The sequence below is a fragment of the Modestobacter sp. SYSU DS0875 genome (genome assembly GCF_054050915.1).
In genome coordinates, this window is sequence record NZ_JBJHAH010000006.1 from 135,700 (window position 1) to 159,573 (window position 23,874).

The following is a 23,874-nucleotide window of genomic DNA, read 5'->3' on the forward strand; positions in this document are numbered from 1 at the left end:
CGGCGCTGAGGGGCTCCGATCCGGGGGCTGCCTGCCGTGCCGGAGCGGCCCCGGTGTAGAAGGAGGACCCCGGCCTCCTCACCCCTCGCGAGCTCGGGGCGGGCCTCGGGCCGGGGCCCGAGGGGCGCCGGGTTCCTCACTCCGTCGGGTCCTCGCCCCGGTCCAGCGCCTTCCAGGCCGCCTGGTGGCGGTCCTCGTCGGTCACCGGGCGGGCCGTCGCCGCCGGTGGCGCACCCGGTGCCGTGCGCTCGTACCGCCGGCCCATCCCCGGCCAGCTCCTCCCGCGCAGCACCACGAGCACCCCGACCAGGAGGGCCAGGACGCCCGCGGCGACGGTGACCGCCGGCCAGCCGGCCGCCACGTCGACGGTGACCGGGCCCCCTCCCTGGCCGACCGCGGGCAGCTCGGTCGAGGCCTCCTCGAGCCCACCGCCCAGCGCCCGGACGCCGGACCAGGCCAGCGCACCCCCGGCGGCGGCGACGAGCAGGCCGACGACCGCACGGGCCACACCGCGGACGGCGATCACCGCCACGGCGGCGGCGAGCAGCAGCAGCCCGCAGGCGGCGACCAGCGGGGCGGCGTCGGAGCCGGTGAGGACGGCGGCCACGGGCGGCAGCGGCGGCTCCCGGACGATCGTGACGTCGGCCCACGGCTGCCCGGACGCCGAGAGCGCCAGCCCGCCGGCCAGCGCGCTGCCGAGCACCGCGACCGTGAGCTCCCGCCGCGCCCCGGAGGTGCTGTTCACGGGAGCTCCCGCAGCCCCTCCGCCGTCGCGATCGCCGAGAGCACCGCGCGCGCCTTGTGCCGGGTCTCGGCCTCCTCGGTGGCCGGGTCGCTGTCGGCGACGATCCCGGCGCCGGCCTGCACGTAGGCGCGGCCGTCGTGCAGCACGGCGGTGCGGATGGCGATCGCCATGTCCATGTCGCCGCTGGCGTCGACGTAGCCGACGGTGCCCGCGTACAGCGCCCGCCGGGTCGGTTCCAGGGACTCGATGACCTCCATCGCCCGCGGCTTGGGCGCCCCCGAGACGGTGCCGGCGGGGAAGGTCGCGTCGAAGACGTCGAGGGCGTCGCGGCCCGGGGACACCTGCCCGGCGACGGTCGAGACCAGGTGCATGACGTGGCTGTAGCGCTCCACCCGCATGAAGTCCGCCACCTCCACCGAGCCGGGCACGCACACCCGGCCGAGGTCGTTGCGGGCCAGGTCGACCAGCATGACGTGCTCGGCGCGCTCCTTGGGGTCGGCGAGGAGCTCCTCGGTGAGCCGCACGTCGTCCTCTGGCGTCGCGCCGCGGGGCCGGGTGCCGGCCGGCGGGTGCACCACGGCCCGCTCGCCCGTCACCGTCACCAGCGCCTCCGGTGAGGAGCCGACGACGTCGAACGGCGACTCGCGGCCGGCGAAGCGCAGCAGGTACATGTACGGCGAGGGGTTGCTGGCCCGCAGCACCCGGTACAGGGCCAGCGCGTCGACGTCGGTGGCCAGCTCGAAGCGCTGGGCGAGGACGGTCTGGAACACGTCACCGGCCCGCACGTGCTCCCGCACCCGCTCCACGCCGGCCTCGTACTCCCCCGGGGCCATGTTGCTGCTGACCGGCGGGGCGTCGGCGGTGGTGAGCGTCGCGACCGACGGCGGCACCGCCGAGGTCAGGTCCGCGGCCATCGCGTCGAGCCGGGCGACGGCGTCGTCGTGGGCGTCCGGTCCGGCGGCCAGCGCGTTCGCGATGAGCAGCACCGTGCCGTCGGTGTGGTCGAGCACGGCGAGGTCGGTGACCAGCATCAGCGCGAGCTCGGGCATGCCGAGGTCGTCGGTGCTGGTCTCCGGCAGCCGCTCCAGCCGGCGGACGACGTCGTAGCCGAGGTAGCCGACCAGGCCACCGGTGAGCGGCGGCAAGCCCTGCCGGTCGGCGGTGGAGCTGCGTGGCGAGCGGAGCCGCCGGGCCAGCGTGCGGACGGCGGCCAGCGGGTCGGCGGGCAGGTCGTCGGTGAGCCCGGGCAGCGGGTCGCCCACCCACGTCGTGGCGCCGTCGCGCTCGGTCAGCGTGCCGGCGCTGCGCACCCCGACGAAGCTGTACCGGGACCACTGCTTGCCCTGCTCGGCCGACTCCAGCAGCACCGTGCCGGGCCGGTTGCGGGCCAGCTTCCGGTACAGGCCGACGGCGGTCTCCCCGTCGGCCAGCAGCCGGCGGGTGACCGGGATGACGGCAGCGTCCAGCGCCGCGAACTCGTCCCGCGTCGGCGTCGTCTCACCCAGCCGCATGCTGCGCCTCCGCTCCGGTGACCTCCAGCGGACGGTGGAAGCAGCTGCGCTCGCCGGTGTGGCAGGCGGGCCCCTCCTGGTCGACCAGGAGCAGGAGCGCGTCGCCGTCGCAGTCCAGCCGGACCTCGCGCACCCACTGCCGGTGGCCCGACGTCTCGCCCTTGACCCAGTACTCCTGCCGGCTGCGCGACCAGTAGGTGGCCCGGCCGGTGGTCAGCGTGCGGCGCAGCGCCTCGTCGTCCATCCAGGCGACCATGAGCACCTCGGCGGTGTCGTGCTGCTGGACGACGGCGGCGACCAGGCCGGCGGGGTCGCGGCGGAGCAGATCGGCGACCGCCGGGTCGAGCCGGGGACCGGAGGGGGCGGACATGCCGTTGATCGTCCCACCCGTCCGCGAGCGCGCCGTCAGCCCCTGCGCATCAGCCTTCGCGACTCGCGGCCGCCCGCTGCCAGGCGACCGCGTCGGGGAGGACGGTGAGCCCGGCGGCAGCGAGGCCGAGCGCGCCGTAGACCACCGGCAGCACCACCACGGCCTCACCGATCGGCGCGGTGGTGCTGGTCAGCACCACCACCCAGTAGACCGAGAGGCACAGCTGGCCGGCAGCCGCCGCCCACAGCCACTCCCGGCGTCCGCCGGACAGCGCGGTCAGCCCGCCGACCACGAAGAGCGCGACGACGAGGAGCTGCACCAGGGCGATCCACGGCCCGATGCCGGCCGAGGGCCCGCGGGTGACCGCCAGCAGCGCGCTGAACGCCATCGCGTAGACGGTGCCGACGAGGGTGAGCAGCGCCGAGCCGAAGGCGAGCACCGCCGCGCCGACGACGACGCCGGGACGGCGGGGTCCGCGGGCGAACGGCGGCGCGTACCCGCCCCAGCCCCAGCCGGGGGGCGGCTGCTGACCGGGGTGCGGCGGCGCGCCCCACTGCGGCGGCGCCTGTGGAGCGCCCCACTGCGGCGGCCCCCACGGCTGCGGCGGCCCCCACTGCTGCGGCGGCCCCCACGGCTGCTGGTCCCACGGCTGCCCGGTGGGCGGCGGCCCACCGTAGGGCGACGGGCCGTGGGGCGGCTGCCCGGGCGGGGGGACGGCGTCCCAGTCCGGAGAGCTCACAGGCTCGCCGCCAGCGCCCGGCCGGCGACCCGGCCGGAGAACAGGCAGCCGCCCAGGAAGGTGCCCTCCAGCGACCGGTAGCCGTGCATCCCACCCCCGCCGAAGCCGGCGACCTCCCCGGCCGCGTACAGGCCGGGGAACGGCTCGCCGTCGGCACGCAGCACCCGCCCGGAGAGATCGGTCTCCAGCCCGCCCAGGGTCTTGCGGGTGAGCAGGTTGAGCCGGACGGCGATCAGCGGGCCGGCGTCGGGGTCGAGCAGCCGGTGCGGGGCCGCGACCCGGATCAGCTTGTCGCCGAGAAAGGAACGGGCCTGGCGGATGGCGGTGACCTGGGCGTCCTTGGTGAACCGGTTGGCGACCTCCCGGTCGCGGGCGACGACCTCCCGCTCGACGGTCGCCAGGTCGACGTGCGGGGTGTCGCCGGTGAGCCGGTTCATCCCGGCGACCAGCTGCGGCAGCGTGGGGGCGACGACGAAGTCCTCGCCGCGGTCCAGGAAGGCCTGCACCGGCGCGGCGGCGCCGCTGCGCACCCGGGTGAGCAGCAGCTTCAGGTCCTTGCCGGTGAGATCGGGGTTCTGCTCGGAGCCGGAGAGGGTGAACTCCTTCTCGATGATCTTCCGGGTGAGCAGGAACCAGGTGTGCTCGTGGCCGGTCGTGCCGATGTGCGCGAGCGTGCCCAGGGTGTCGAAGCCGGGGAACAGCGGCACCGGCAGCCGGGTGCCGGTGGCGTCCAGCCACAGCGAGGAGGGGCCGGGGAGGATCCGGATGCCGTGCCGCTCCCAGACGGGCGAGTGGTTGGCGATCCCCTCGGTGTAGTGCCACATCCGGTCGGGGTTGATCACGTTGCCGCCGGCCGCCTCGGTGACCTGCAGCATCCGGCCGTCGACGTGCGCCGGGACGCCGGAGAGCAGCCGCCGCGGTGCCGGGCCGAGCCGGGCCGGCCAGTTGCGCCGGACCAGCTCGTGGTTGGCGCCGATGCCGCCGGCGGCGACGACGACGGCCTGCGCGGAGAGGTCGAACTCCCCGACCTCGGCCCGCGAGCTGGCCACCCCGCGGGCGACGTCGCTCGGCTCGAGCACCGCGCCCCGGACGCCGGTGACCGCGCCGTCGGTGACGACCAGCCCGTCGACCCGGTGCCGGTGGCGGACGTCGACCAGCCCGCGGGCGGCGGCGTCGGCGACCCGTCGTGCGAAGGGGGCGACGAGCCCGGGGCCGGTGCCCCAGGTGACGTGGAAGCGGGGCACCGAGTTGCCGTGGCCGGTGGCGGTGTAGCCGCCGCGCTCGGCCCAGCCGACCACCGGGAAGAAGCGCACGCCCAGGCCGTGGAGCCAGGCCCGCTTCTCCCCTGCGGCGAACTGCAGGTAGGCCTCGGCCCACTGCCGCGGCCAGTGGTCCTCGGCGCGGTCGAACCCGGCGGTGCCGAACCAGTCCTGCCGGGCGAGCTCCAGGGAGTCGCGCACCCGCAGCCGGCGCTGCTCGGGGGTGTCGACGAGGAACAGCCCGCCGAAGGACCAGTGCGCCTGCCCGCCCAGCGACGCCGCGGGCTCCTGGTCCAGCAGGAGCACCCGCTTGCCGGCCTCGGCCAGCTCGGCGGTGGCGACCAGTCCGGCCAGCCCCGCCCCCACCACGATGACGTCAGCGTCGGTGCTCACCACCGCGACGGTAGCGGGCGCGCGGCGCGGAGGGCGCCCGACGACCCGCACGGGCCCACTCCCGCACCGGCTGCTGCGCGGCGAGCACCAGCCCACCCAGCGGCCCGACGGCCAGCAGCAGCGGCGTCCACACCGCCGAGCCGCCGCCGAGGACCCCGAAGAACGCCGTGAGCAGCAGCAGCCCGACGATCGGCAGTGCGCAGGCGATCACGAGCACCAGCCAGCCGGGCAGGCGTCCCAGGCCGGTGCCGCGCCAGACCAGCACGGCCCCGAGGACGGCGAGGGCGGCGAGCGCGACCGGCACCAGCAGGTACCAGCCCCAGCCGGGGTCGGCGTCCCACAGCAGCCAGCCCAGCCAGGCGTCCTCGACGGCGACGAGCAGGCCGAACACCGCCGCGAACGGTGCGGCCTGCGGCCGGGTGGGTGCGACGGGCGCGACGGTGAAGCCACGGCCGACCGGCCGGCGAGGCTGGGGCTGACGGGAGCGGGCCTGCGGCCGGGACGACGGCATGCCCGGAGGGCAGGACGACCCCCTGACGCTCAGCTGGGCAGCGGCTGGACGGCGGCTGCCGGTTCCGGCTGGCGTCCGGAGCTGCGCCGCCAGGAGGCGTGCAGCCGGGCGTAGGGCCCCTCGGCGTCGACCAGCTCGGCGTGCGTGCCGCGCTGCACGACCCGGCCGGCGTCGACGACGAGCACCTCGTCGGCGCGCTCCGCGGTGGACAGCCGGTGGGCGATGGTCAGCGTCGTCCGCCCGTCGGTGAGCGCGTCCAGGGCCCGGGTCAGCCGCATCTCGGTGGCCGGGTCGACGGCGCTGGTCGCCTCGTCGAGCACCAGCAGGTCGGGGTCGGCGACGTAGGCGCGGGCGACGGCGACCAGCTGCCGCTCCCCCGCGCTGAGGGACTCCCCGCGCTGGCCGACCGGGGTGGCCACACCGTCGGGCAGGCCGGCCACCCAGTCGCCCAGGCCGAGCTCGTCGAAGGCGGCGGCGACCTGGGCGTCGGTCCTGCCGGGCCGGCCGTAGCGGACGTTGTCGGCCACCGTGGCGTCGAAGAGGAAGCCGTCCTGGGGCACCATCACCACCCGCTGGCGCAGCGAGGCGAAGGCGACCTCGTCCAGCGGGACCCCGCCGACCAGCACGCGTCCCTCCGTGGGGTCCATCAGCCGGGTGACCAGCTTGGCGAAGGTGGTCTTGCCCGAGCCGGTCTCCCCGACGATCGCCACCCGGGTGCGCGCGGCGATGGTGAGGTCGACGTCGTCGAGGGCCTTGGCGCCGCCGGCGGCGTAGGCGAACGAGACGTGCTCGAACCGCACGTCCAGGGAGCCGGGGGGCAGTGACCGCCCGCCCTCGGGGTCGCGGACGTCGGGCTCGGTGTCCAGCACGTCGAGCACCCGGCGGAACCCGGCGACGGCGTTCTGCGCCTCGTTGAGCACCTCGCTGGCGGTCTGCACCGGCGCCACGAAGAGGGTGACCAGGAAGAGGAAGGCGACCAGGGTGCCGGCGCTGATGTCCCCGGCGATGCCGAGCAGCACGCCGACCACCACGACCGCGGCGTTGGCGATCGCGGCGACGAGCTCGCCGCTGACGTAGACGCCGGCGGTCACCTTCTGCGCGTCGACGGAGGCGCGGTAGTGCCGGTCGATGGCGCGGTCGATGCGGGCCGCCGTCCGGGCCCGGATGCCGTAGGCGCGCACCGTGGGAGCGCCGACGACGGACTCCCCGACGGCGGCCAGCACGTCCCCGACCCGCTCGCGCACGACGCCGTAGACCGCGGCCAGCCGCCGGGCGAACCACTTCACCGCGATCGCCAGCGGCACGAAGCAGGCCAGCACCAGCAGGGTGAGCTGCCAGGAGTAGACCGCCATCACCACGGTGGCGACGACGAGCTGGCCGATGCTGACCAGGCCGAGGACACCGCCCCACTGCATGAACACCGAGAGCTGGTCGACGTCGCTGGTGACCCGGGAGACCAGCGACCCGCGCCGCTGACCCTGCTGGTGCAGCACCGACAGGTCGTGGACGTGCCGGAAGGCGCGCACCCGCAGCCCGGCGAGCGCGGTCTCGGTGGTGCGGAACAGCCGCACGTTCATCCGGTAGACCGCGACACCGGTGACGACCACGACGACCGCGGAGACGAGCACCAGCTCCCGGACCAGCGGGATGTCCGGGCCACCGGGCGCGCCCAGCCCGCGGTCGAGCACCTGCTGGACGGCGATCGGCACGACCACCCGGCCGCCGGTGGCGATCAGCGCGAGCAGGAAGGTGACCGGCAGGCCCTGGCGGAACTCCGGCATCATCCGCAGGCCCCGGCGGAGGGTGGCGGTGGCGCTCTCCGGCCGGCGGTCGGCGGCGAGGACGACATCGCCGTCCCCGGGAGTCTCCATCGTGCTCACGCCTGCGCCTCCGCGGGTGTGCGATCGGCCGCTGGGCCGTCGGGCTCCTGGTAGGCGCGGACGAGGCGCGCGTAGCCGGGCACCTGCGCGAGCAGTTCGGCGTGGCTGCCGCGGGCGACCAGCCGCCCGCGCTCCAGCCAGACCACCTCGTCGGCGAGGGCGATGGTGGCCTGCCGGTAGGCGACGACGACGACCGTGGCCGGGCGGTCGGCGGCCCGCAGGGCGTCGAGGATGCGGGCCTCCACGGCGGGGTCGACGGCGCTGGTGGCGTCGTCGAGCACGAGCAGCCGGGGCCGGCGGACGACGGCGCGGGCCAGGGCGAGGCGCTGGCGCTGGCCGCCGGAGAGGCTGGCGCCGCGCTCCCCGACCCGGGTGTCCAGGCCGTTCGGGAGCCGGGCGACGAAGTCGTCGGCCGCGGCGATCCGGAGCGCCTCGTGCACCTGCGCGTCGGTGAAGTCGCCGCCCAGGGTGATGTTGTCGCGCACGGTGTCGTCGAAGAGGAAGGTCGACTGGGCCACGAAGGCGACCTGGTCGCTGACCTCGCCCTCGCGCAGGGTGCGCAGGTCGACGTCGTCGAGCAGCACGTCCCCGCGCTGCGGGTCGACCAGGCGCACGAGCAGCCCGGCGAGGGTCGACTTGCCCGCGCCGGTGGGCCCGACGACGGCGAGGGTGCGGCCGGCGGGCACGTCGAAGGTGACGCCGTCCAGCGTCGGCCGGGTGGCGCCCGCGTAGCCGAAGCCGACCTCCCGCAGGCCGACGGCGGCGCCCCGGTCGCCGCCGGGGGCGGCGTCCGGGCCGTGCGGGATCTCGCCGGTGGCCTCCAGGACCGGGGTGACCCGGTCCCAGCCGGCCAGCGCGCGCGGCAGGTCGGCCAGCACCCAGCCGATGGCGCGGATCGGCAGCGCCAGCTGGGTGAAGAGGTAGGCGATGGAGACCAGGTCACCGGCGCCGGTGGCACCGGCGGCGACGCGCTCGGCGCCCACCAGCAGCACGGCGAGGGTGCCCAGGTTCGGCAGGGCCTCCATCAGCGGGTCGAACAGGCCGCGGACCCGGCCGACGGCGACCAGGCTGTCCCGGAGCTCGTCGGCCCGGGAGGCGAAGCGCGCGGTCTCGTCGGCCTCCCGGCCGAGGGTCTTCACCACCAGGGCGGCGTCGAAGCTCTCGTGGGCGATCTCGCTGACCTCGGCGCGCAGCTGCTGGGCGCGGGCCATCCGGGGGCTCATCACCTGGCTGTAGACGGCGTTGATCACGAAGACCAGCGGGAACACGACGAAACCGACCACCGCCAGCAGCGGGTCGGTGAGCACCAGCGCGGCGATGGTGATCGCGATCATGACCAGCGCGCCGCAGGCGAAGGGCAGCGGGGCGACGAAGAACCAGGCGGCCTCGACGTCGGAGTTGGCGTTGGACAGCAGCTGGCCGGTGGGGTGGCGCTGGTGCCAGGACAACGGCAGCCGCAGGTACTGGCCGGTGACGCGCCGGCGGTACTCGGCCTGCAGCCGGTAGCTCATGATCCCGGCGAAGAGCCGGCGGCCGAGGATGCCGACGATCTTCAGCAGGGCGACGACGACGATCGCCAGCGCGGCCAGGGAGAGGGCACCGGCGGTGGTGTCGCCCTCGTCGAAGGCGGGGAGCAGCACCCGCTCGGTGATCCCGCCGACCACGTAGGCGCTGGCGACGGTCATCGCGCCGTAGAGGCTGCTGCCCAGCACGGCGAGGACGAAGATCCCCGGCTGCCCGGCGACGGCGCGCCCGATGTGACGGACCCCGCGGCGGACCACGGCGTCTCTGCGGCGCGGCACGGGGCCTCCAGTCGGTGGTGCGGGCGGTGTCCGCAGCGTACCCGGGTTGCTTACCCGCCCTAATCGATTGCCGGGCCCCGCCGTCTCGTTCCGGGCCCGGCCGTCTCGTTCCGGGCCCGGCCGTCTCGTTCCGGGCCCCGCCCGGGGCGGAGCTGGCATAGCCTCGGGGGGTGCCTCCTCCCGCCGAGCCCGTGTCCCGGTCGGAGCGAACGGCGCTGGCGGACCTGCTGGAGGAACTGGGGCCCGACCAGCCGACCCGGTGCGCCGGGTGGACCACCCGCGACCTCGCCGCGCACCTGGTGGTGCGCGACCGCCGCCCGGACTCGATGCCCGGGTTGGTCGTCGGTGGGCCGTTCGCGACGTGGACCCAGCGCGTGCAGCAGCGGACCGGCGCCGCCCGCGACTGGCCCGAGCTGGTGGCCGCGCTCCGTGCCGGACCACCGAGGTGGCTGCCGGGATCCTGGCCGGTGGCGGACCGGCTGCTGAACACCACGGAGCTGGTGATCCACCACGAGGACGTGCGGCGCGCCCAGCCGGACTGGTCGCCGCGGGACCTGCCCCGTGAGGTGCAGGACCAGCTGTGGAAGGCCGTGCCGTTCCTGGCCCGGGGCCGGGAGGCGGCTCGTACCGAGGGTGGGGTGATGGTGCGCCGCAGCGACGTCCCCGACGGCGCCCCGGGCAGCGAGCGCCGGCTGCGCAAGGGCACCCCGACCACGACCGTGGTGGGCGCCCCGCTCGAGGTGCTGCTCTGGGTGAGCGGCCGCCAGGACGTCGCCTGCGTGGACCTGACCGTCGAGTGACCGCCACGGGCGTCGGGGTAAGCCCGGCCGAGCGGACCCGGCGGAGCACTGTGCACTGATGGCGCACCCCGGCGGCGGAACCAGCTCTCAGCGCACAGTGCTCGCGGGGTGCGTCGGCGCGCCCCGCGCAGGACGGATCAGCGCAGCGGGTGGTCGGTCTCCTGGCGGATCGGTGCCCCGGCGGCGGCCAGACCGGCCTTGACGTCGCCCACCCGCAGCTGCCCGAAGTGGAAGACGCTCGCGGCGAGCACCGCGTCGGCGCCGGCCTCGACCGCGGGTGGGAAGTGGTCGACCGCCCCCGCTCCCCCGCTGGCGATCAGCGGCACGGTGACCTCGCGGCGCACCGCGCGGATCAGCTCGGTGTCGAAGCCGGCCCGGGTGCCGTCGGCGTCCATCGAGTTCAGCAGCACCTCGCCGACGCCCAGCCGCGCGGCCTGCACGACCCACTCGACGGCGTCCCGGCCGGTGCCCCGGCGGCCGCCGTGCGTGGTGATCTCGAAGCCCGAGTCGGTGGCCGCGCCGTCGCGCACCCGGCGGGCGTCCAGCGAGAGCACCAGCACCTGGTTGCCGAACCGGTCGGCGATCTCGGCGATCAGCTCCGGCCGCGCGACCGCGGCGGTGTTCACCGCGACCTTGTCGGCGCCGGCGCGCAGCAGCTTGTCGACGTCGCCGACGCTGCGCACTCCCCCACCGACGGTGAGCGGGATGAAGACGCTCTCCGCGGTGCGCCGGACCACGTCGTAGGTGGTCTCGCGGTCACCGGAGCTGGCGGTGATGTCCAGGAAGGTCAGCTCGTCGGCGCCCTCGGCGTCGTAGACCCGGGCCATCTCCACCGGGTCACCGGCGTCGACGAGGTCGACGAAGTTCACGCCCTTGACCACCCGGCCGGCGTCGACGTCCAGGCACGGGATCACGCGGACTGCGAGGCTCACGCCGGACCCCGCACCGCAGCGCCCCGAACCGCGTCGGCCTCGATCTCCACCAGCATCGCCGGGTCGATGAGGGCAGCCACCTGCACCATCGCGGTGGCCGGCCGGACCAGGCCGAAGAACTCCCCGTGCACCCGCCCGACCTCCTCCCAGCGGCTGATGTCGGTGACGTACATCCGGGTGCGCACGACGTCGCCGAGGGCGAAGCCGGCCTCGTCCAGCGCCCGCTGGATCCCACCGAGGGCCACCCGGGTCTGCCCCGCGGCGTCCCCGGGGTGCGCCACGACGCCGTCGACGGTCGCCGTCGTCCCGCTCACCCAGGCGGTGTCGCCCGCGACGACGACCCGGCTGTAACCGACCACGTCCTCCCAGGGCGCACCGGAACCGATCCGCAGGGCGCTCACTCGACGGTCACCGCGAGCGCCTCGGGCAGGGTGAACGCACCGGCGTACAGCGCCTTGCCGACGATCGCGCCCTCCACGCCCACCTCGGTCAGGCCGGCGAGGGCCCGGACGTCGTCGAGGGAGCTGACGCCGCCGGAGGCGATCACCGGGCGCGGGGTGGCCGCGCAGACCTCGCGCAGCAGGTCGAGGTTCGGGCCGCGCAGGGTGCCGTCCTTGGTGATGTCGGTGACGACGTAGCGGGCGCAGCCCTCCTCGTCGAGCCGGGCGAGGGTCTCGTACAGCTCGCCGCCCTCCTTGGTCCAGCCGCGGGCGGCCAGCCGGGTGCCGCGCACGTCGAGCCCGACGGCGATCCGGTCGCCGTGCTCGGCGATGGCCCGGGCGCACCACTCCGGCGACTCCAGCGCCGCGGTGCCCAGGTTGACCCGCCGGCAGCCGGTGGCCAGCGCCGCAGCCAGCGACTCGTCGTCCCGGATGCCCCCGGACAGCTCGACGTCGACGTCGAGCTCACCGACCACGCGGGCGAGCAGCTCGCGGTTCGACCCGCGCCCGAACGCGGCGTCCAGGTCGACCAGGTGCACCCACTCGGCCCCGTCGCGCTGCCAGGCCAGCGCGGCCTCCAGGGGGTCGCCGTAGGAGGTCTCGCTGCCGGCCTCCCCCTGGACCAGACGGACGGCGAGGCCGTCGGCGACGTCGACGGCGGGGAGCAGCTGCAGCTTCGGCACGGGTCCAGCCTAGGGAACACCGCCGACGGTCCTGTCGGACCGCTGCGGCAGGGTGTCCGCATGGAGTTCAGGGACGTCGTCCGGCGCCGCCGCATGGTGCGCGACTACGACCCCGACCGGCCGGTGCCGCCGGAGGTGCGCGACCGGTTGCTCGACCACGCGATCCGGGCGCCCTCGGCCGGGTTCAGCCAGGGCTGGGCGTTCCTCGTGCTGGAGACCGCCGAGGAGCGCGACCGGTTCTGGACCGCCACCACCGACGCCGGCACCCCCGACGGCTGGCTGACCCGGATGCGCCGGGCGCCGCTGCTGATCGTGCCGTTCTCGTCGAGGGAGGTGTACCTGGACCGCTACGCCGAGCCGGACAAGGGCTGGACCGACCGGGACGAGGCCCGCTGGCCCGTGCCGTACTGGCACGTCGACGCCGGCATGGCGTCGCTGCTGATGCTGCTCACCGCGGTCGACGAGGGCCTGGGCGCCTGCTTCTTCGGGGTGCCACCGGAGCGGGTCACCGGCCTGCGCGCCGCGTTCGGCGTGCCCGACTCCCACGCCCCGGTCGGGTGCCTGTCGATCGGTTACCCGGGCGGAGAGGACCGGCGGTCACCGTCACTCAGGCGGGGGCGCCGGGGCCTGGACGAGGTCGTGCACCGCGGCAGCTGGTGACTGGTTGACTCCTCCCGTGGCTGACGAGCAGACCGAGTCCCGCGCCGTGCTGGTCACCGGCGCCTCCCGCGGCATCGGCCGCGCCATCGCGCTGGCCTTCGCCGCCCGGGGCGACCGGGTGGCGGTGCACTGGGGCGGTTCCCGGGAGCGCGCCGAGCAGGTGCTGGCCGAGCTGCCCGGCGAGGGGCACGTGCTGGTCCAGGCCGACCTCACCGACCCGGACGCCGTCGGGCGGATGGTCGACGAGGCCGCCGCGGCGCTCGGCGGGCTCCACGTGCTGGTGAACAACGCCGGTGTCTTCACCGCGCACCCGCCGCTGGAGACCGGCTACGGCGAGTGGCAGGCCGCCTGGCAGCACACCCTGGCCGTGAACCTGGTCGGCCCGGCCAACGCCACCTTCCGGGCGGTGCCGCACCTGATCGCCGCCGGCGGTGGCGCGGTGGTCAACGTCTCCAGCCGGGGTGCGTTCCGCGGCGAGCCGAACAACCCCGCCTACGGGGCGAGCAAGGCCGGGCTCAACGCCTTCGGCCAGTCGATGGCGCTCGCGCTCGCCCCGCACGGCATCTCGGTGGGCACCGTGGCCCCCGGCTTCGTGCAGACCGAGATGGCCCGTGAGGTGCTCGACGGTCCGGGTGGGGACGCGGTGCGCGCCCAGTCGCCCTACGGCCGGGTCGCCCGGCCGGAGGAGGTCGCGTCCGCGGTGCTGTGGCTGGCCTCCCCCGGCGCCCGGTTCTCCACCGGCACGATCATCGACGTCAACGGCGCCTCCTACCTGCGCAGCTGACCGCGAGCAGATCCGGCCGGCCGGCGGCTACGGTCGCTGAGTGGCCGACGAGCTGTGGCGGGCGTACGACCGGATGGCCGACGAGTTCCGCGCCGCCGCCGAGGACAACGCCTACAACGCGCACTACGACCGGCCGGCGGTGCTCGATCTGGTGGGGGAGGTCGCCGGCCGACGGGTGCTGGACGCCGCATGCGGCCCCGGTCTCTACACCGAGGCGCTCCTGGAACGAGGCGCCGAGGTCCTCGGATTCGACGCCAGCGCCGCGATGGTCGAGCTCGCGCAGGCACGGGTCGGGAACCGCGCCCGCATCGACCTGGCCCGGCTGGATCAGCCGCTGCCCTACCTCGACGACCACGTCGACCTGGTGGTCTGCGCGCTGGCCATCCACCACGTCGCGGATCGACGTGCGGCCCTGGCCGAGTTCCATCGAGTGCTGCGCCCCGGAGGCGCCGCCGTCGTCTCCACCCAGCACCCGACCACCGACTGGCTCCGCAAGGGCGGCTCCTACTTCGACCGAGCGCTGGAGTCCGACACCTGGTCATTCCCCTCGGGGCAGCACGAGGTGCACTTCTGGCGCGAGCCCCTGTCCGACCTCTGCACGGCGGCGACGGACGCGGGTTTCGTCATCCAGCGGCTCGTCGAACCAAGGCCGCCGGAGTCCATGCGCCGGCGATGGCCGGAGCAACACGAGAAGCTCTCCCGCCGACCAGGGTTCCTCGTCCTCCGCCTGCTGGCGCTGCCCTGAGCACCGGCGTCGGGGGGACCTCAGTCGAGGGTGTCGAGCCAGTTCGTCAGCAGTTGGGCCCCGGCGTCGCCGCTCTTCTCCGGGTGGAACTGGGTGGCCGACAGCGGCCCGTTCTCCACCCCGGCGACGAACCGGTCGCCGTGCTCGGCCCAGGTCACCGCGGGCGGCGTGAGCCGCCCGGTGACCCCGGCCGCGGCGAGCGGGAACTCGCGGACGCCGTAGGAGTGCACGAAGTAGAACCGCTGGTCCGCCAGCCCCGCGAAGAGGGTGGAGCCCTCCGGCGGCTGGACGGTGTTCCAGCCCATGTGCGGCAGCACCGGCGCCTGCAGCGGCTCGACCACGCCGGGCCACTCGCCGCAGCCGTCGGCGTCCTGGCCGTGCTCGACGCCGCGCTCGAAGAGGATCTGCATCCCGACGCAGATGCCGAGCACCGGCCGGCCGCCGGCCAACCGCCGGCCGATCACCTTCGGGCCGTCGACGGCACGCAGCCCGTCCATGCAGGCGGCGAACGCGCCGACGCCGGGGACGACGAGCCCGTCGGCGTCCAGCGCCGCCTGGGGGTCGGCGGTGACCGTGACGTCGGCACCGACGCGGGACAGCGCCCGCTCCGCCGAGCGGAGGTTGCCCGACCCGTAGTCGAGCACGACGACCTTCTTCACAGCACTCACGCTACCCAGCAGCCGCGGGCGGACCGTCGGCATTCCCGGCGGGTCAGACCAGCCGGAGCACGCCCGCGGCCGTCGCCAGCACGGCGGCGACCAGCAGCAGGACGGCGAACGCCACCTGCACGCCGGTCCGCCCGTCGGTGTCGGAGTCGGCCTTGAAGATGCTGTAGGCGCCGCCGAGCAGGAAGCCGCCGACGATCAGCAGCACGATCCCGAAGCTCACCGGTTACAGCGCGCCCTTGGTGGAAGGGACGTCGCTGACCCGGGGGTCGATGGCCACGGCGGTGCGCAGCGCGCGGGCGAGCGCCTTGAACTGGCCCTCGACGATGTGGTGCGCGTCGCGACCGGCGTAGAGCACCCGCACGTGCAGGGTGATCCGGGCGTTGAACGCGAAGGACTCCAGGACGTGCTTGGTGAGCGACGTCGGGTAGTCCGGCCCGATCATCGGCGTCATGTTCTCGGGTTCGGCGTGCACGAAGTACGGCCGGCCGGACAGGTCGACGGCGGCCTGCACCAGCACCTCGTCCATCGGGATGGTCGCGTCGCCGTAGCGGGTGATCCCCCGCTTGTCGCCCAGTGCCTCGGCAAAGGCCTGGCCCAGCGCGATCGCGACGTCCTCGACGGTGTGGTGGGCGTCGATGTGCAGGTCGCCGTCGGCGTGCACGGTCAGGTCGATGCCGCTGTGCTTGGACAGCGCGGTGAGCATGTGGTCGTAGAACCCGACCCCGGTGGCGACGTCGGACGTGCCGGTGCCGTCCAGGTCGAGCTCGACGACGAGCTTGGTCTCGCTGGTGGCCCGCTCGACGCGTGCAGTGCGGCTCATGAGCTCGAGTCTCCCTCAGTGGTGCGGTGGTCGGCGGCGATCTCACCCAGCGCGGTGAGGAACGCGTCGGTCTCCTCGGGGGTGCCGGCGGTGACCCGCAGCCAGCCGGGCAGCCCGACCTCGCGGACCAGCACGTCCCGGTCCAGCAGCGCCCGCCAGGCCGCGGACGCGTCGGCGAACCGGCCGAAGAGCACGAAGTTCGCGTCGCTGGGCACGCTGGTCAGCCCCAGGCCGGGCAGCGCCGCGACGATCCGGTCGCGCTCGGCCTTGACCGCGTCGACGGTGGCCAGCAGCGCGTCGGTGTGCGCCAGCGCCGTCCGGGCGGCGGCCTGGGTGAGCGAGCTGAGGTGGTAGGGCAGCCGGACCAGCTGGACGGCGTCGACCACCGCCGGGTCGGCCGCCAGGTAGCCCAGCCGCAGCCCGGCCATGCCGAAGGCCTTGCTCATGGTGCGGCTGACCACCAGCCGCGGCCGCCCCGCCAGCAGGGTGAGCGCCGAGGGCGTGCCGGCGCGGGCGAACTCGGTGTACGCCTCGTCGACGACCAGCACCCCGGACGTGGCGTCGTACAGCTCGGCGATCGTGTCCAGCGCGACGGCGGTGCCGGTGGGGTTGTTCGGGCTGGTCACGAAGACGACGTCGGCGGCGACCTCGCGCACCTGGGCCGCGGCCCGGGCGGGGTCGATGGTGAAGTCGGCACGCCGGTGCCCGTCGACCCAGCGGGTCGCGGTGCCGGCGCTGATGATCGGGTGCATCGAGTACGACGGGGTGAACCCCAGCGCCGTCCGCCCGCTGCCGCCGAAGGTCTGCAGCAGCTGCTGGAGCACCTCGTTGGAGCCGTTGGCCGCCCACACCTGCGCCGGGTCGACCGGGACGCCGCTGGTGCGGGTCAGGTAGGTGGCGAGGTCGGCCCGCAGCGCGGTGGCGTCGCGGTCGGGGTAGCGGTTGAGCCCGGGCGCAGCCTCGGCGAGCGCGGTGGCCAGGTCGGTCAGCAGCGGCGCGGGCAGCGGGTACGGGTTCTCGTTGGTGTTCAGCGCGTGCCGCACGGCCAGCTGCGGCGCGCCGTAGGGCGTGCGGCCGCGCAGCTCCGGGCGCAGCGGCAGGTCGTCCAGGGACGTCATCGGCCGCGGGCCCGGACGGCGGCCGCGTGCGCCGGCAGGTCCTCCGCGTTGGCCAGGGCGTCGATGTGCCCGGCCACCTCGGCCAGCGCCTGCTCGTCGTACTCGACCAGGTGGATGCCGCGCAGGAAGGTCTGCACGCTCAGCCCGCTGGAGTGCCGGGCGCAGCCGCCGGTGGGCAGCACGTGGTTGGAGCCGGCGGCGTAGTCGCCCAGCGACACCGGCGCCCACGGCCCGACGAACACCGCGCCGGCGTTGCGGACCCGCAGTGCCACCGCGCGGGCGTCCCGGGTCTGGATCTCCAGGTGCTCGGCGGCGTAGGCGTCGACCACGGCGAGGCCGGCGTCCAGGTCGTCGACGAGGACGACCCCGGACTGGCTGCCGCCCAGCGCCGTGGTGATCCGGTCGCTGTGCTTGGTGGCCGCCACCTGTGCGGGGAGCAGGTCGACGACCGCGTCGGCGAGCTGCTCGCTGGTGGTGACCAGCACCGCACCGGCCAGCGGGTCGTGCTCGGCCTGGCTGATCAGGTCGGCGGCGACGTGCACCGGGTCGGCGGTGTCGTCGGCCAGCACGGCGACCTCGGTCGGGCCGGCCTCGGAGTCGATGCCGATCAGCCCGCGCAGCAGCCGCTTGGCCGCCGTCGTGTAGACGTTCCCCGGGCCGGTGACCATGTCGACCGGCGCGCAGTCGCCGGCGCCGTAGCCGAACACGGCGATCGCCTGGGCCCCGCCGACGGCGTACACCTCGGTGACGCCCAGCAGCGCGCAGGCGGCGAGCACGCCCGGGTCGGGCAGGCCGCCGTTGTCCCGCTGCGGCGGGGTGGCCACCGCGATCGACTCGACGCCGGCGATCTGCGCCGGGACGACGTTCATCACCACCGAGCTCAGCAGCGGCGCGAGCCCGCCGGGGACGTAGAGCCCCACGCGGCGGACCGGCACCCAGCGCTCGGTGACCGTGCCGCCCCGGACGACGTCGGTGGTGACGTCGGTGCGCCGCTGGTCGGCGTGCACCCTGCGGACCCGGGCGATCGACTCCTCGAGCGCGGCGCGCAGGGTGGGGTCGATGCCGGCCAGCGCCTCGTCGAGGGCGGCCTGCGGAACGGTGAAGTCCTCGGCGTCGACGCCGTCGAACCGGGCGGTGATCTCGCGGACGGCCTGGGCACCGCGCAGGCGCACGTCCTCGCAGATCGGCCGCACGACCGCGAGGACCGAGTCGATGTCGGTGGCGGCGCGGGGCAGCAGGTGCGCGAGCTCGCGCTGCCCGGGCAGCGCGGACCCACGCAGGTCGATGCGGGCGAGCACGGGGGCACCTCCGGGGAGCGGTGAACGGCCTGCCAAGCGTAGTCGGCGGGTACGACGCCCCCGGTGGAGCCGGTCGGGGGCCTCCACCGGGGTGCAGCCGCCCGGTGTGGTCAGGTCCCCGGTCCGCCGTGCCCCTAGGCTCCCGGTGTGGGCGAGAGCCGTGCGGTGATCCCGCTGTTCCCGCTGGGGACCCCCCTGTTCCCGGGCGTCGTGCTGCCGTTGCAGATCTTCGAGCCGCGGTACCGCCGGCTGGTCGCCGAACTGGGCGCGCTGCCCGAGGGGCCCGAGCGCCGGTTCGGCGTGGTCGCGATCCGCCAGGGCTGGGAGGTCGAGCAGGTCGCGCCGGCCGAGGCGCTGTTCGACGTGGGCTGCACCGCGGTCCTCCGGCTCATCTCCCCCCGGCCCGACGGCGGCTACCGGGTGGTGGCCGTGGGCGGTGAGCGCTTCCGGTTGCTCGACGTGCTGCTCCCCGACCCGGACAGCGGCGAGCCGCCCTACCTGCGCGCCGAGGTCGAGTGGCTGGTCGAGGAAGAGGCCGCCGAGGAGGCGGCCGGGGACTCCGAGGCCGCCGGCGAGGGTCATCCGGCGGCCCAGACCGCTGCCGGCCCGGTCGACGCGCCCGCGGACGACCGCGCTGACGAGCTGGTCACCGACGTCGCCCGTGCTTCGCTGGAACTGCTGGCGGGCAACGTCCGGGAGCTGTTCGCCCGCTACGTCGCCGATGTCGCGGTACGCCAGGGTGGCGGCGTCGGCGCGCTCCCGGAGGACGTGCTCGACGCGCTCACCGGGAACGCCGACGAGGGCGAGGGCGAGGACGAGGACCCCGACCCGACCGCGGCGGCCGTGCGTGAGGCCAGCGACGACGCCCGGGGGCTGTCCTGGCTGGTCGCCTCGGCGGCGCTGCTGACCACCGACGACCGCCAGGCGCTGCTCGCGGAGTCGGCGACCCGCCGCCGGCTGACCATGGAGTCCCGGCTGCTCCGCCGCGAGCTCACCCTGCTGCGCGCGCTGGGGGCGGTGCCCGTACCGCTGGCCCAGTTCGCCAGCCCGATGACCCCCAACTGACCAAGGACCCCGTCCACCTCACCCCTCGCCAGCTCGGGGCGAGCCCCGGGACGGGGCCAGCGAGGCGTCAGGCCCGCGGGCGCGGTGGCGGGACCGGTGGCAGTGGTGGCCGGCCGCCCGGCGGCAGCTGGGCCACCGGCTGGTCGGCCGGTTCGGCACGGCCCAGGTCGTCGCGCGCGGTGAGCGCGGCGGCCACCAGGTAGGCCAGCACGGCGACGAACGGGCCCACGGCCAGGGCAGCGGTCGCCCCCAGCTCGAGGCCGGTGGTGACCGTCGCGCCGACCCGGCCCAGCTCCTCCTCGGTCGGCCCGGGGGCCAGCCGCTCCCCCAGCTGCCAGGCGACCAGCCCGGCGGCGAGCGTGCCGGTGGCCAGGCCGGCCAGCAGCATCACGCCGCGCCGGCGCCGCCACAGCCAGCCGGCGACCCCGGCGACCAGGCCCAGCCCGGCGAGCAGCAGGACGAAGACGCCGTCATCGGCCATGAACAGCTCGTTGGACGGCGCCGGGCCGACCGGCACCACCTCGGTGTCGGTGACCCGGAACTCCGCCCGCGGGGCGAGCCAGAGCCACAGCCCGCCCACGGGCAGCCCGGCGACGGCGAGCGCCCCGACCGCGAGGAGCGCGGCGGGCAGGTCGGCGCGGCCGTCGCGCAGCCCGGGCACGCCCGCCCGGTGGGCCGCGAGGGGGACGCCACCCCCGGCCGGCGGTGCCCACGACGACGACGGCGGCACGGGGCCGGGGGTGGAGGTGGTCACCGATCCATCCTCACCCGCGGCCCGCCGCCGGCCCCCACGGCCCCGTCCCGAGGCTCGTGCCGAGCCTGCGAGGCATGAGGCCAGGCCCTCCGGCAGGGACCCGCCGCGAGCCTGCGAGTGGTGGGAGGCAGGAGGGTCCTTCCCCCTTCCTCACAGCAGGGCGACGCTGGTGGGGCCCAGCAGCGCCTTGATGTCGCCCATGAGCGCGGTGCTCGGCTGCACGCGCAGGCCCTGGTCCAGCCGCAGGACGGTCTCCCGGCCACCGTTGAGCAGCTTGAGCTGCACCTCGGTGGTGCCGGGGTGGCTCCCCAGGACCTCACGCAGTCGCTCCACCACCGGCGGGGTGCACCGGGTGGCGGGCATGGAGACCAGCACCGGGCCCCGCGGCCCTTCGGTGAGCTCGGGGATCATGACCTCGGAGCCGAACAGCGAGGGGGTGTCGTCGCGGCGGCTGATCCGCCCCTTCACCACCACGATCTGGTCGCGGGCCACCTTGTCCTGCACCTGCTGCCAGGTCTTGGGGAAGAACAGCACCTCGATGCCGGACTCCAGGTCCTCCAGCGTCGCGATGGCCCACGGGGCGCCCTGCTTGTTGGTGCGGGGCCCGACGGCGGTGAGGATGCCGGCGATGGTGACGTTCGCGCCGTCCTCGACCCCACCGGAGACGATCTCGGCGATCGCCGTGTCGGCGTGCGAGGTGAGCACGTGCTCGACCCCGTGCAGCGGGTGGTCGGAGACGTAGAGGCCCAGCATGTCCCGCTCGAACACCAGCCGCTCGGCCTTGGACCAGTCGGCGGTGGGGATCGGGATGTCCAGCGCGGCGCTCAGCGGGTCGGCGACGTCGCCGTCCCCGTCACCGAAGCTGCCGAACAGGTCGAACTGCCCCTCGGCCTCCTTGCGCTTGAGGCTCATCGCGGAGTCGACGGCCTGCGCGTGGATCGCCGCGATGCCCTGGCGGGAGTGGCCGAGCGAGTCGAACCCACCGGCCTTGGCCAGGGACTCGATCACCTTCTTGTTGCAGGCCACCGTGTCGATCTTGCGCATGAAGTCGGCGAAGTCCTTGAACGCGCCCTTCTCCTCCCGCGCCCGCACGATCGACTCGACCACGTTGGTGCCCACGTTGCGCACCGAGGCCAGGCCGAAGCGGATGTCGTTGCCGACCGCGGTGAAGTCCCAGGAGGACTCGTTGACGTCCGGCGGGAGCACCTTGATGCCCATCCGGCGGCACTCGGCCAGGTAGACCGGGCGGCGGTCCTTGTCGTCGCCGACGCTCGTCAGCAGCCCGGCCATGTACTCGGCCGGGTAGTTGGCCTTCAGGTAGGCGGTCCAGTAGGAGACCAGGCCGTAGGCGGCCGAGTGCGCCTTGTTGAAGGCGTAGTCGGCGAAGGGCACCAGGATGTCCCAGAGCGTCTTGACCGCGGCGGAGGAGAAGCCGTTGGCCTTCATCCCGGCCTCGAAGCCGACGAACTCGGCGTCCAGCACCGACTTCTTCTTCTTGCCCATCGCCCGGCGCAGCAGGTCGGCCTTGCCGAGCGAGTACCCGGCGACCTTCTGCGCGATCGCCATGACCTGCTCCTGGTACACGATCAGGCCGTAGGTCTGCCCCAGGATCTCGGCGAGCGGTTCGGCCAGCTCCGGGTGGATCGGGGTGATCTCCTGCTGGCCGTTCTTGCGCAGCGCGTAGTTGGTGTGCGAGTTCGCGCCCATGGGGCCGGGCCGGTAGAGCGCGCCGACGGCCGAGATGTCCTCGAAGTTGTCCGGGCGCATCAGCCGCAGCAGCGACCGCATCGGGCCACCGTCGAACTGGAAGACGCCGAGGGTGTCCCCGCGGGACAGCAGCTCGTAGGTCTTCGGGTCGGTGAGGTCCTTGCTGATCTCGTCGAGGTCGACCGGCTCCTTGCCGTTGATGACGATGTTCCGGAGCGCGTCATCGATGACCGTGAGGTTGCGCAGGCCCAGGAAGTCCATCTTCAGCAGGCCGAGGGTCTCGCAGGTCGGGTAGTCGAACTGCGTGATGATCGCGCCGTCGGCCTCCCGGCGCATGATCGGGATGCTGTCGATCAGCGGGTACCGGCCGATGATCACGCCGGCCGCGTGCACGCCCCACTGCCGCTTCAGACCCTCGAGCTTGCGCGCCTGGTCGACGACCTCGGCAGCGCCCGGGTCGGACTCGTACCGGGCCCGGAACTCCCCGGCTTCCTTGTAGCGGTCGTGCTCGGGGTCGAAGATCCCCGACAGCGGGATGTCCTTGCCCATCACGCCCGGGGGCATCAGCTTGGTCAGCTCGTCGCCCACCGAGTAGGGCCGGTCGAGCACCCGGGCGGCGTCCTTGATCGCGGCCTTGGCCTTGATGGTGCCGTAGGTGACGATCTGGCTGACCCGCTCCTCGCCGTACTTCTGCGAGACGTACTGGATGACCTCGCCGCGGCGGCGGTCGTCGAAGTCGATGTCGACGTCGGGCATCGAGACGCGCTCGGGGTTGAGGAACCGCTCGAAGATCAGCCCGTGCTGGAGCGGGTCGAGGTCGGTGATCCCCATCGCGTACGCGGCCAGCGAGCCCGCGGCCGAACCACGGCCGGGTCCGACCCGGATGCCGTTGTCCTTGGCCCAGTTGATGAAGTCGGCGACCACGAGGAAGTACCCCGGGAAGCCCATCTGGGTGATGATCCCGACCTCGTAGTCGGCCTGCTTGCGCACGTGGTCGGGGATGCCGTTCGGGTACCGCTTGTGCAGCCCGCGCTCGACCTCCTTCACGAACCAGGAGGTCTCGTCCTCGCCCTCCGGCAGCGGGAACCGGGGCATGAGGTCGGCGCCCTCGGTGAAGCTGACCTCGCACTGCTCGGCGACCAGCAGCGTGTTGTCGCAGGCCTCGGGCATGTCGCGGAACAGCGCGCGCATCTCGGCGGCGGACTTGAGGTAGTAGCCGTCGCCGTTGAACTTGAAGCGGTTGGGCTCGTTGAGCCGCGAGCCGGTCTGGATGCACAGCAGCGCGTCGTGCGCGTCGGCGTCCTCCCGGCGGGTGTAGTGCAGGTCGTTGGTGCCCAGCAGCGGGATGCCGAGGTCCTTGGCGATCTCCAGCAGCGCGGGCTTGGTCTTCTTCTCGATGGCCAGCCCGTGGTCCATCACCTCGGCGTAGAAGTTCTCCCGCCCGAAGATGTCCTGGAAGTCCGCCGCGGCCTGGCGGGCGCGGTCGACCTTGCCGGCGCGCAGCCACATGTTGACCTCACCGGAGGGGCAGCCGGTGGTGGCGATCAGGCCCTTGCCGTACTTCTCCAGCAGGTCGCGGTCGAAGCGCGGCTTGCGGTACTGGCCCTCCAGGCTGGCCAGCGAGGAGATCCGGAACAGGTTGTGCATGCCCTCGGTGGTGCGGGCGAGCAGGGTCATGTGGGTGTAGGCGGCCTTGCCGCGGTTGGACCCGCCGTCCCCCTCCTCGTCGATCAGCTTGTCGCCGAAGTCGAACGGAGCGCGGTCGAACCGGGAGCCGGGGGTGTAGTAGCCCTCCATGCCGATGATCGGCTTCACCCCGGCGGACTTCGCCTGCTTGTAGAAGTCGTAGGCGCCGAACACGTTGCCGTGGTCGGTCATCGCCAGCGCCGGCATGCCCTCCTCGGCGGCGGCCGTGGTCACCTCGCCCAGCTTCGCGGCCCCGTCGAGCATCGAGTACTCGGTGTGCACGTGCAGGTGCACGAAGTTCTCTGACGGGGCGCTGCTCACGGTGCGGGGTGCTCCTCACGGGTCGTGCAGCCGCCTGACCACCAGCAGGTGGGCAGGGGCGGCGGGTCGAGCTGGTGACCGGCGGGGAAGGCCGTTCCGGGCGGTGCTGTGGTGCTGGGGTGTCGAGGTGCTCGGGAACGGCGTCCGGCGACTCCGATCCTCGCATCGCGGAGGTCTACCAGC

General features: G+C 74.6%; 23 protein-coding genes. 5 read left to right on the plus strand and 18 right to left on the minus strand.

Annotated elements, in window-relative coordinates; translation table 11 throughout:
• Positions 1 to 136: 136 nt before the first annotated feature.
• The 8 genes from ACI79Y_RS05300 to ACI79Y_RS05335 form a co-directional block, all read right to left on the minus strand.
• On the minus strand, positions 137 to 745 hold the full coding sequence (locus tag ACI79Y_RS05300) for a Trp biosynthesis-associated membrane protein (RefSeq protein ID WP_457157462.1): 609 nt from the start codon (positions 743 to 745) through the stop codon (positions 137 to 139).
• A complete protein-coding gene (locus ACI79Y_RS05305; protein WP_457157463.1) occupies positions 742 to 2,256 on the minus strand; it encodes an anthranilate synthase component I in 1,515 nt (504 codons plus the stop codon). Before ACI79Y_RS05305 ends, ACI79Y_RS05300 begins: the two co-directional genes overlap by 4 nt.
• Positions 2,243 to 2,626: a phosphoribosyl-AMP cyclohydrolase gene (gene hisI, locus ACI79Y_RS05310; RefSeq protein ID WP_457157464.1), complete on the minus strand. Its 384-nt coding sequence runs from the start codon at positions 2,624 to 2,626 to the stop codon at positions 2,243 to 2,245. Before hisI ends, ACI79Y_RS05305 begins: the two co-directional genes overlap by 14 nt.
• Positions 2,627 to 2,675: 49 nt before the next feature.
• Positions 2,676 to 3,365, minus strand: a complete 690-nt coding sequence (locus tag ACI79Y_RS05315; RefSeq protein ID WP_457157465.1) for a hypothetical protein — start codon at positions 3,363 to 3,365, stop codon at positions 2,676 to 2,678.
• Entirely contained in the window at positions 3,362 to 5,017 is a 1,656-nt protein-coding gene (locus ACI79Y_RS05320) for an FAD-binding dehydrogenase (RefSeq protein WP_457157466.1), read from the minus strand. Before ACI79Y_RS05320 ends, ACI79Y_RS05315 begins: the two co-directional genes overlap by 4 nt.
• Positions 5,001 to 5,408: a hypothetical protein gene (locus ACI79Y_RS05325; protein ID WP_457157467.1), complete on the minus strand. Its 408-nt coding sequence runs from the start codon at positions 5,406 to 5,408 to the stop codon at positions 5,001 to 5,003. Before ACI79Y_RS05325 ends, ACI79Y_RS05320 begins: the two co-directional genes overlap by 17 nt.
• A 149-nt stretch (positions 5,409 to 5,557) precedes the next feature.
• Positions 5,558 to 7,399: an ABC transporter ATP-binding protein gene (locus ACI79Y_RS05330; protein ID WP_457157495.1), complete on the minus strand. Its 1,842-nt coding sequence runs from the start codon at positions 7,397 to 7,399 to the stop codon at positions 5,558 to 5,560.
• Positions 7,400 to 7,404: 5 nt separating this feature from the next.
• Positions 7,405 to 9,210: an ABC transporter ATP-binding protein gene (locus ACI79Y_RS05335; RefSeq protein ID WP_457157468.1), complete on the minus strand. Its 1,806-nt coding sequence runs from the start codon at positions 9,208 to 9,210 to the stop codon at positions 7,405 to 7,407.
• 170 nt (positions 9,211 to 9,380) lie between these two features.
• On the opposite strand from ACI79Y_RS05335, the gene ACI79Y_RS05340 reads away from it, so the two are divergent.
• Positions 9,381 to 10,010, plus strand: coding sequence for a TIGR03085 family metal-binding protein (locus ACI79Y_RS05340; protein WP_457157469.1), 630 nt, complete (start codon positions 9,381 to 9,383; stop codon positions 10,008 to 10,010).
• A 137-nt stretch (positions 10,011 to 10,147) separates the two neighbouring features.
• Here the strand turns inward: ACI79Y_RS05340 and hisF are convergent, their stop codons facing one another.
• Genes hisF through priA form a run of 3 tightly spaced genes read right to left on the minus strand, consistent with a single transcriptional unit; the run spans position 10,148 to position 12,065 of the window.
• Complete coding sequence (gene hisF / locus ACI79Y_RS05345; RefSeq protein WP_457157470.1) at positions 10,148 to 10,942, minus strand: imidazole glycerol phosphate synthase subunit HisF; 795 nt, start codon at positions 10,940 to 10,942, stop codon at positions 10,148 to 10,150.
• Positions 10,939 to 11,343 carry a RidA family protein gene (locus ACI79Y_RS05350; protein WP_457157471.1) on the minus strand — a complete coding sequence of 135 codons (405 nt, stop codon included), beginning with the start codon at positions 11,341 to 11,343 and terminating at the stop codon, positions 10,939 to 10,941. Before ACI79Y_RS05350 ends, hisF begins: the two co-directional genes overlap by 4 nt.
• Complete coding sequence (gene priA / locus ACI79Y_RS05355) at positions 11,340 to 12,065, minus strand: bifunctional 1-(5-phosphoribosyl)-5-((5-phosphoribosylamino)methylideneamino)imidazole-4-carboxamide isomerase/phosphoribosylanthranilate isomerase PriA (protein ID WP_457157472.1); 726 nt, start codon at positions 12,063 to 12,065, stop codon at positions 11,340 to 11,342. The genes ACI79Y_RS05350 and priA overlap by 4 nt, the downstream gene beginning before the upstream one ends.
• A 60-nt stretch (positions 12,066 to 12,125) precedes the next feature.
• Between priA and ACI79Y_RS05360 the strand changes: the two genes are divergently transcribed.
• From ACI79Y_RS05360 to ACI79Y_RS05370, 3 genes are read left to right on the plus strand one after another with little or no spacing between them, the layout of a single operon-like run.
• Complete coding sequence (locus tag ACI79Y_RS05360; RefSeq protein WP_457157473.1) at positions 12,126 to 12,725, plus strand: nitroreductase family protein; 600 nt, start codon at positions 12,126 to 12,128, stop codon at positions 12,723 to 12,725.
• A gap of 16 nt (positions 12,726 to 12,741) precedes the next feature.
• Positions 12,742 to 13,509 (plus strand): SDR family NAD(P)-dependent oxidoreductase, encoded by a 768-nt coding sequence (locus tag ACI79Y_RS05365; RefSeq protein WP_457157474.1) that lies wholly within the window; start codon positions 12,742 to 12,744, stop codon positions 13,507 to 13,509.
• A gap of 40 nt (positions 13,510 to 13,549) precedes the next feature.
• Positions 13,550 to 14,254, plus strand: a complete 705-nt coding sequence (locus tag ACI79Y_RS05370) for a class I SAM-dependent methyltransferase (RefSeq protein WP_457157475.1) — start codon at positions 13,550 to 13,552, stop codon at positions 14,252 to 14,254.
• Between the two features lie 20 nt (positions 14,255 to 14,274).
• Here the strand turns inward: ACI79Y_RS05370 and hisH are convergent, their stop codons facing one another.
• The 5 genes from hisH to hisD are packed head-to-tail and all read right to left on the minus strand — an operon-like array spanning position 14,275 to position 18,158.
• Entirely contained in the window at positions 14,275 to 14,913 is a 639-nt protein-coding gene (gene hisH / locus ACI79Y_RS05375) for an imidazole glycerol phosphate synthase subunit HisH (protein WP_457157476.1), read from the minus strand.
• A gap of 52 nt (positions 14,914 to 14,965) precedes the next feature.
• Entirely contained in the window at positions 14,966 to 15,142 is a 177-nt protein-coding gene (locus ACI79Y_RS05380) for a hypothetical protein (RefSeq protein ID WP_457157477.1), read from the minus strand.
• A gap of 3 nt (positions 15,143 to 15,145) precedes the next feature.
• On the minus strand, positions 15,146 to 15,742 hold the full coding sequence (gene hisB / locus ACI79Y_RS05385) for an imidazoleglycerol-phosphate dehydratase HisB (protein WP_457157478.1): 597 nt from the start codon (positions 15,740 to 15,742) through the stop codon (positions 15,146 to 15,148).
• Positions 15,739 to 16,860, minus strand: a complete 1,122-nt coding sequence (locus tag ACI79Y_RS05390) for a histidinol-phosphate transaminase (protein ID WP_457157479.1) — start codon at positions 16,858 to 16,860, stop codon at positions 15,739 to 15,741. Before ACI79Y_RS05390 ends, hisB begins: the two co-directional genes overlap by 4 nt.
• Positions 16,857 to 18,158, minus strand: a complete 1,302-nt coding sequence (gene hisD, locus ACI79Y_RS05395; RefSeq protein ID WP_457157480.1) for a histidinol dehydrogenase — start codon at positions 18,156 to 18,158, stop codon at positions 16,857 to 16,859. The genes ACI79Y_RS05390 and hisD overlap by 4 nt, the downstream gene beginning before the upstream one ends.
• A gap of 147 nt (positions 18,159 to 18,305) precedes the next feature.
• On the opposite strand from hisD, the gene ACI79Y_RS05400 reads away from it, so the two are divergent.
• The gene (locus ACI79Y_RS05400) at positions 18,306 to 19,223 is read left to right on the plus strand and encodes an LON peptidase substrate-binding domain-containing protein (protein WP_457157481.1); all 918 of its coding nucleotides are present in this window, start codon (positions 18,306 to 18,308) and stop codon (positions 19,221 to 19,223) included.
• Positions 19,224 to 19,290: 67 nt separating this feature from the next.
• Here the strand turns inward: ACI79Y_RS05400 and ACI79Y_RS05405 are convergent, their stop codons facing one another.
• Complete coding sequence (locus ACI79Y_RS05405; protein WP_457157482.1) at positions 19,291 to 19,977, minus strand: DUF2567 domain-containing protein; 687 nt, start codon at positions 19,975 to 19,977, stop codon at positions 19,291 to 19,293.
• 150 nt (positions 19,978 to 20,127) lie between these two features.
• The gene (dnaE, locus tag ACI79Y_RS05410) at positions 20,128 to 23,691 is read right to left on the minus strand and encodes a DNA polymerase III subunit alpha (RefSeq protein ID WP_457157483.1); all 3,564 of its coding nucleotides are present in this window, start codon (positions 23,689 to 23,691) and stop codon (positions 20,128 to 20,130) included.
• Between the last annotated feature and the right edge of the window lie 183 nt (positions 23,692 to 23,874).

Excerpts from the sequence above, each read along its gene's own strand:
- ACI79Y_RS05360 (WP_457157473.1), top strand. The coding sequence starts at position 12,126 with ATGGAGTTCAGGGACGTCGTCCGGCGCCGCCGCATGGTGCGCGACTAC.
- ACI79Y_RS05330 (WP_457157495.1), bottom strand. The coding sequence starts at position 7,399 with ATGGAGACTCCCGGGGACGGCGATGTCGTCCTCGCCGCCGACCGCCGG.
- hisI (WP_457157464.1), bottom strand. The coding sequence starts at position 2,626 with ATGTCCGCCCCCTCCGGTCCCCGGCTCGACCCGGCGGTCGCCGATCTG.
- ACI79Y_RS05305 (WP_457157463.1), bottom strand. The coding sequence starts at position 2,256 with ATGCGGCTGGGTGAGACGACGCCGACGCGGGACGAGTTCGCGGCGCTG.
- hisB (WP_457157478.1), bottom strand. The coding sequence starts at position 15,742 with ATGAGCCGCACTGCACGCGTCGAGCGGGCCACCAGCGAGACCAAGCTC.
- ACI79Y_RS05390 (WP_457157479.1), bottom strand. The coding sequence starts at position 16,860 with ATGACGTCCCTGGACGACCTGCCGCTGCGCCCGGAGCTGCGCGGCCGC.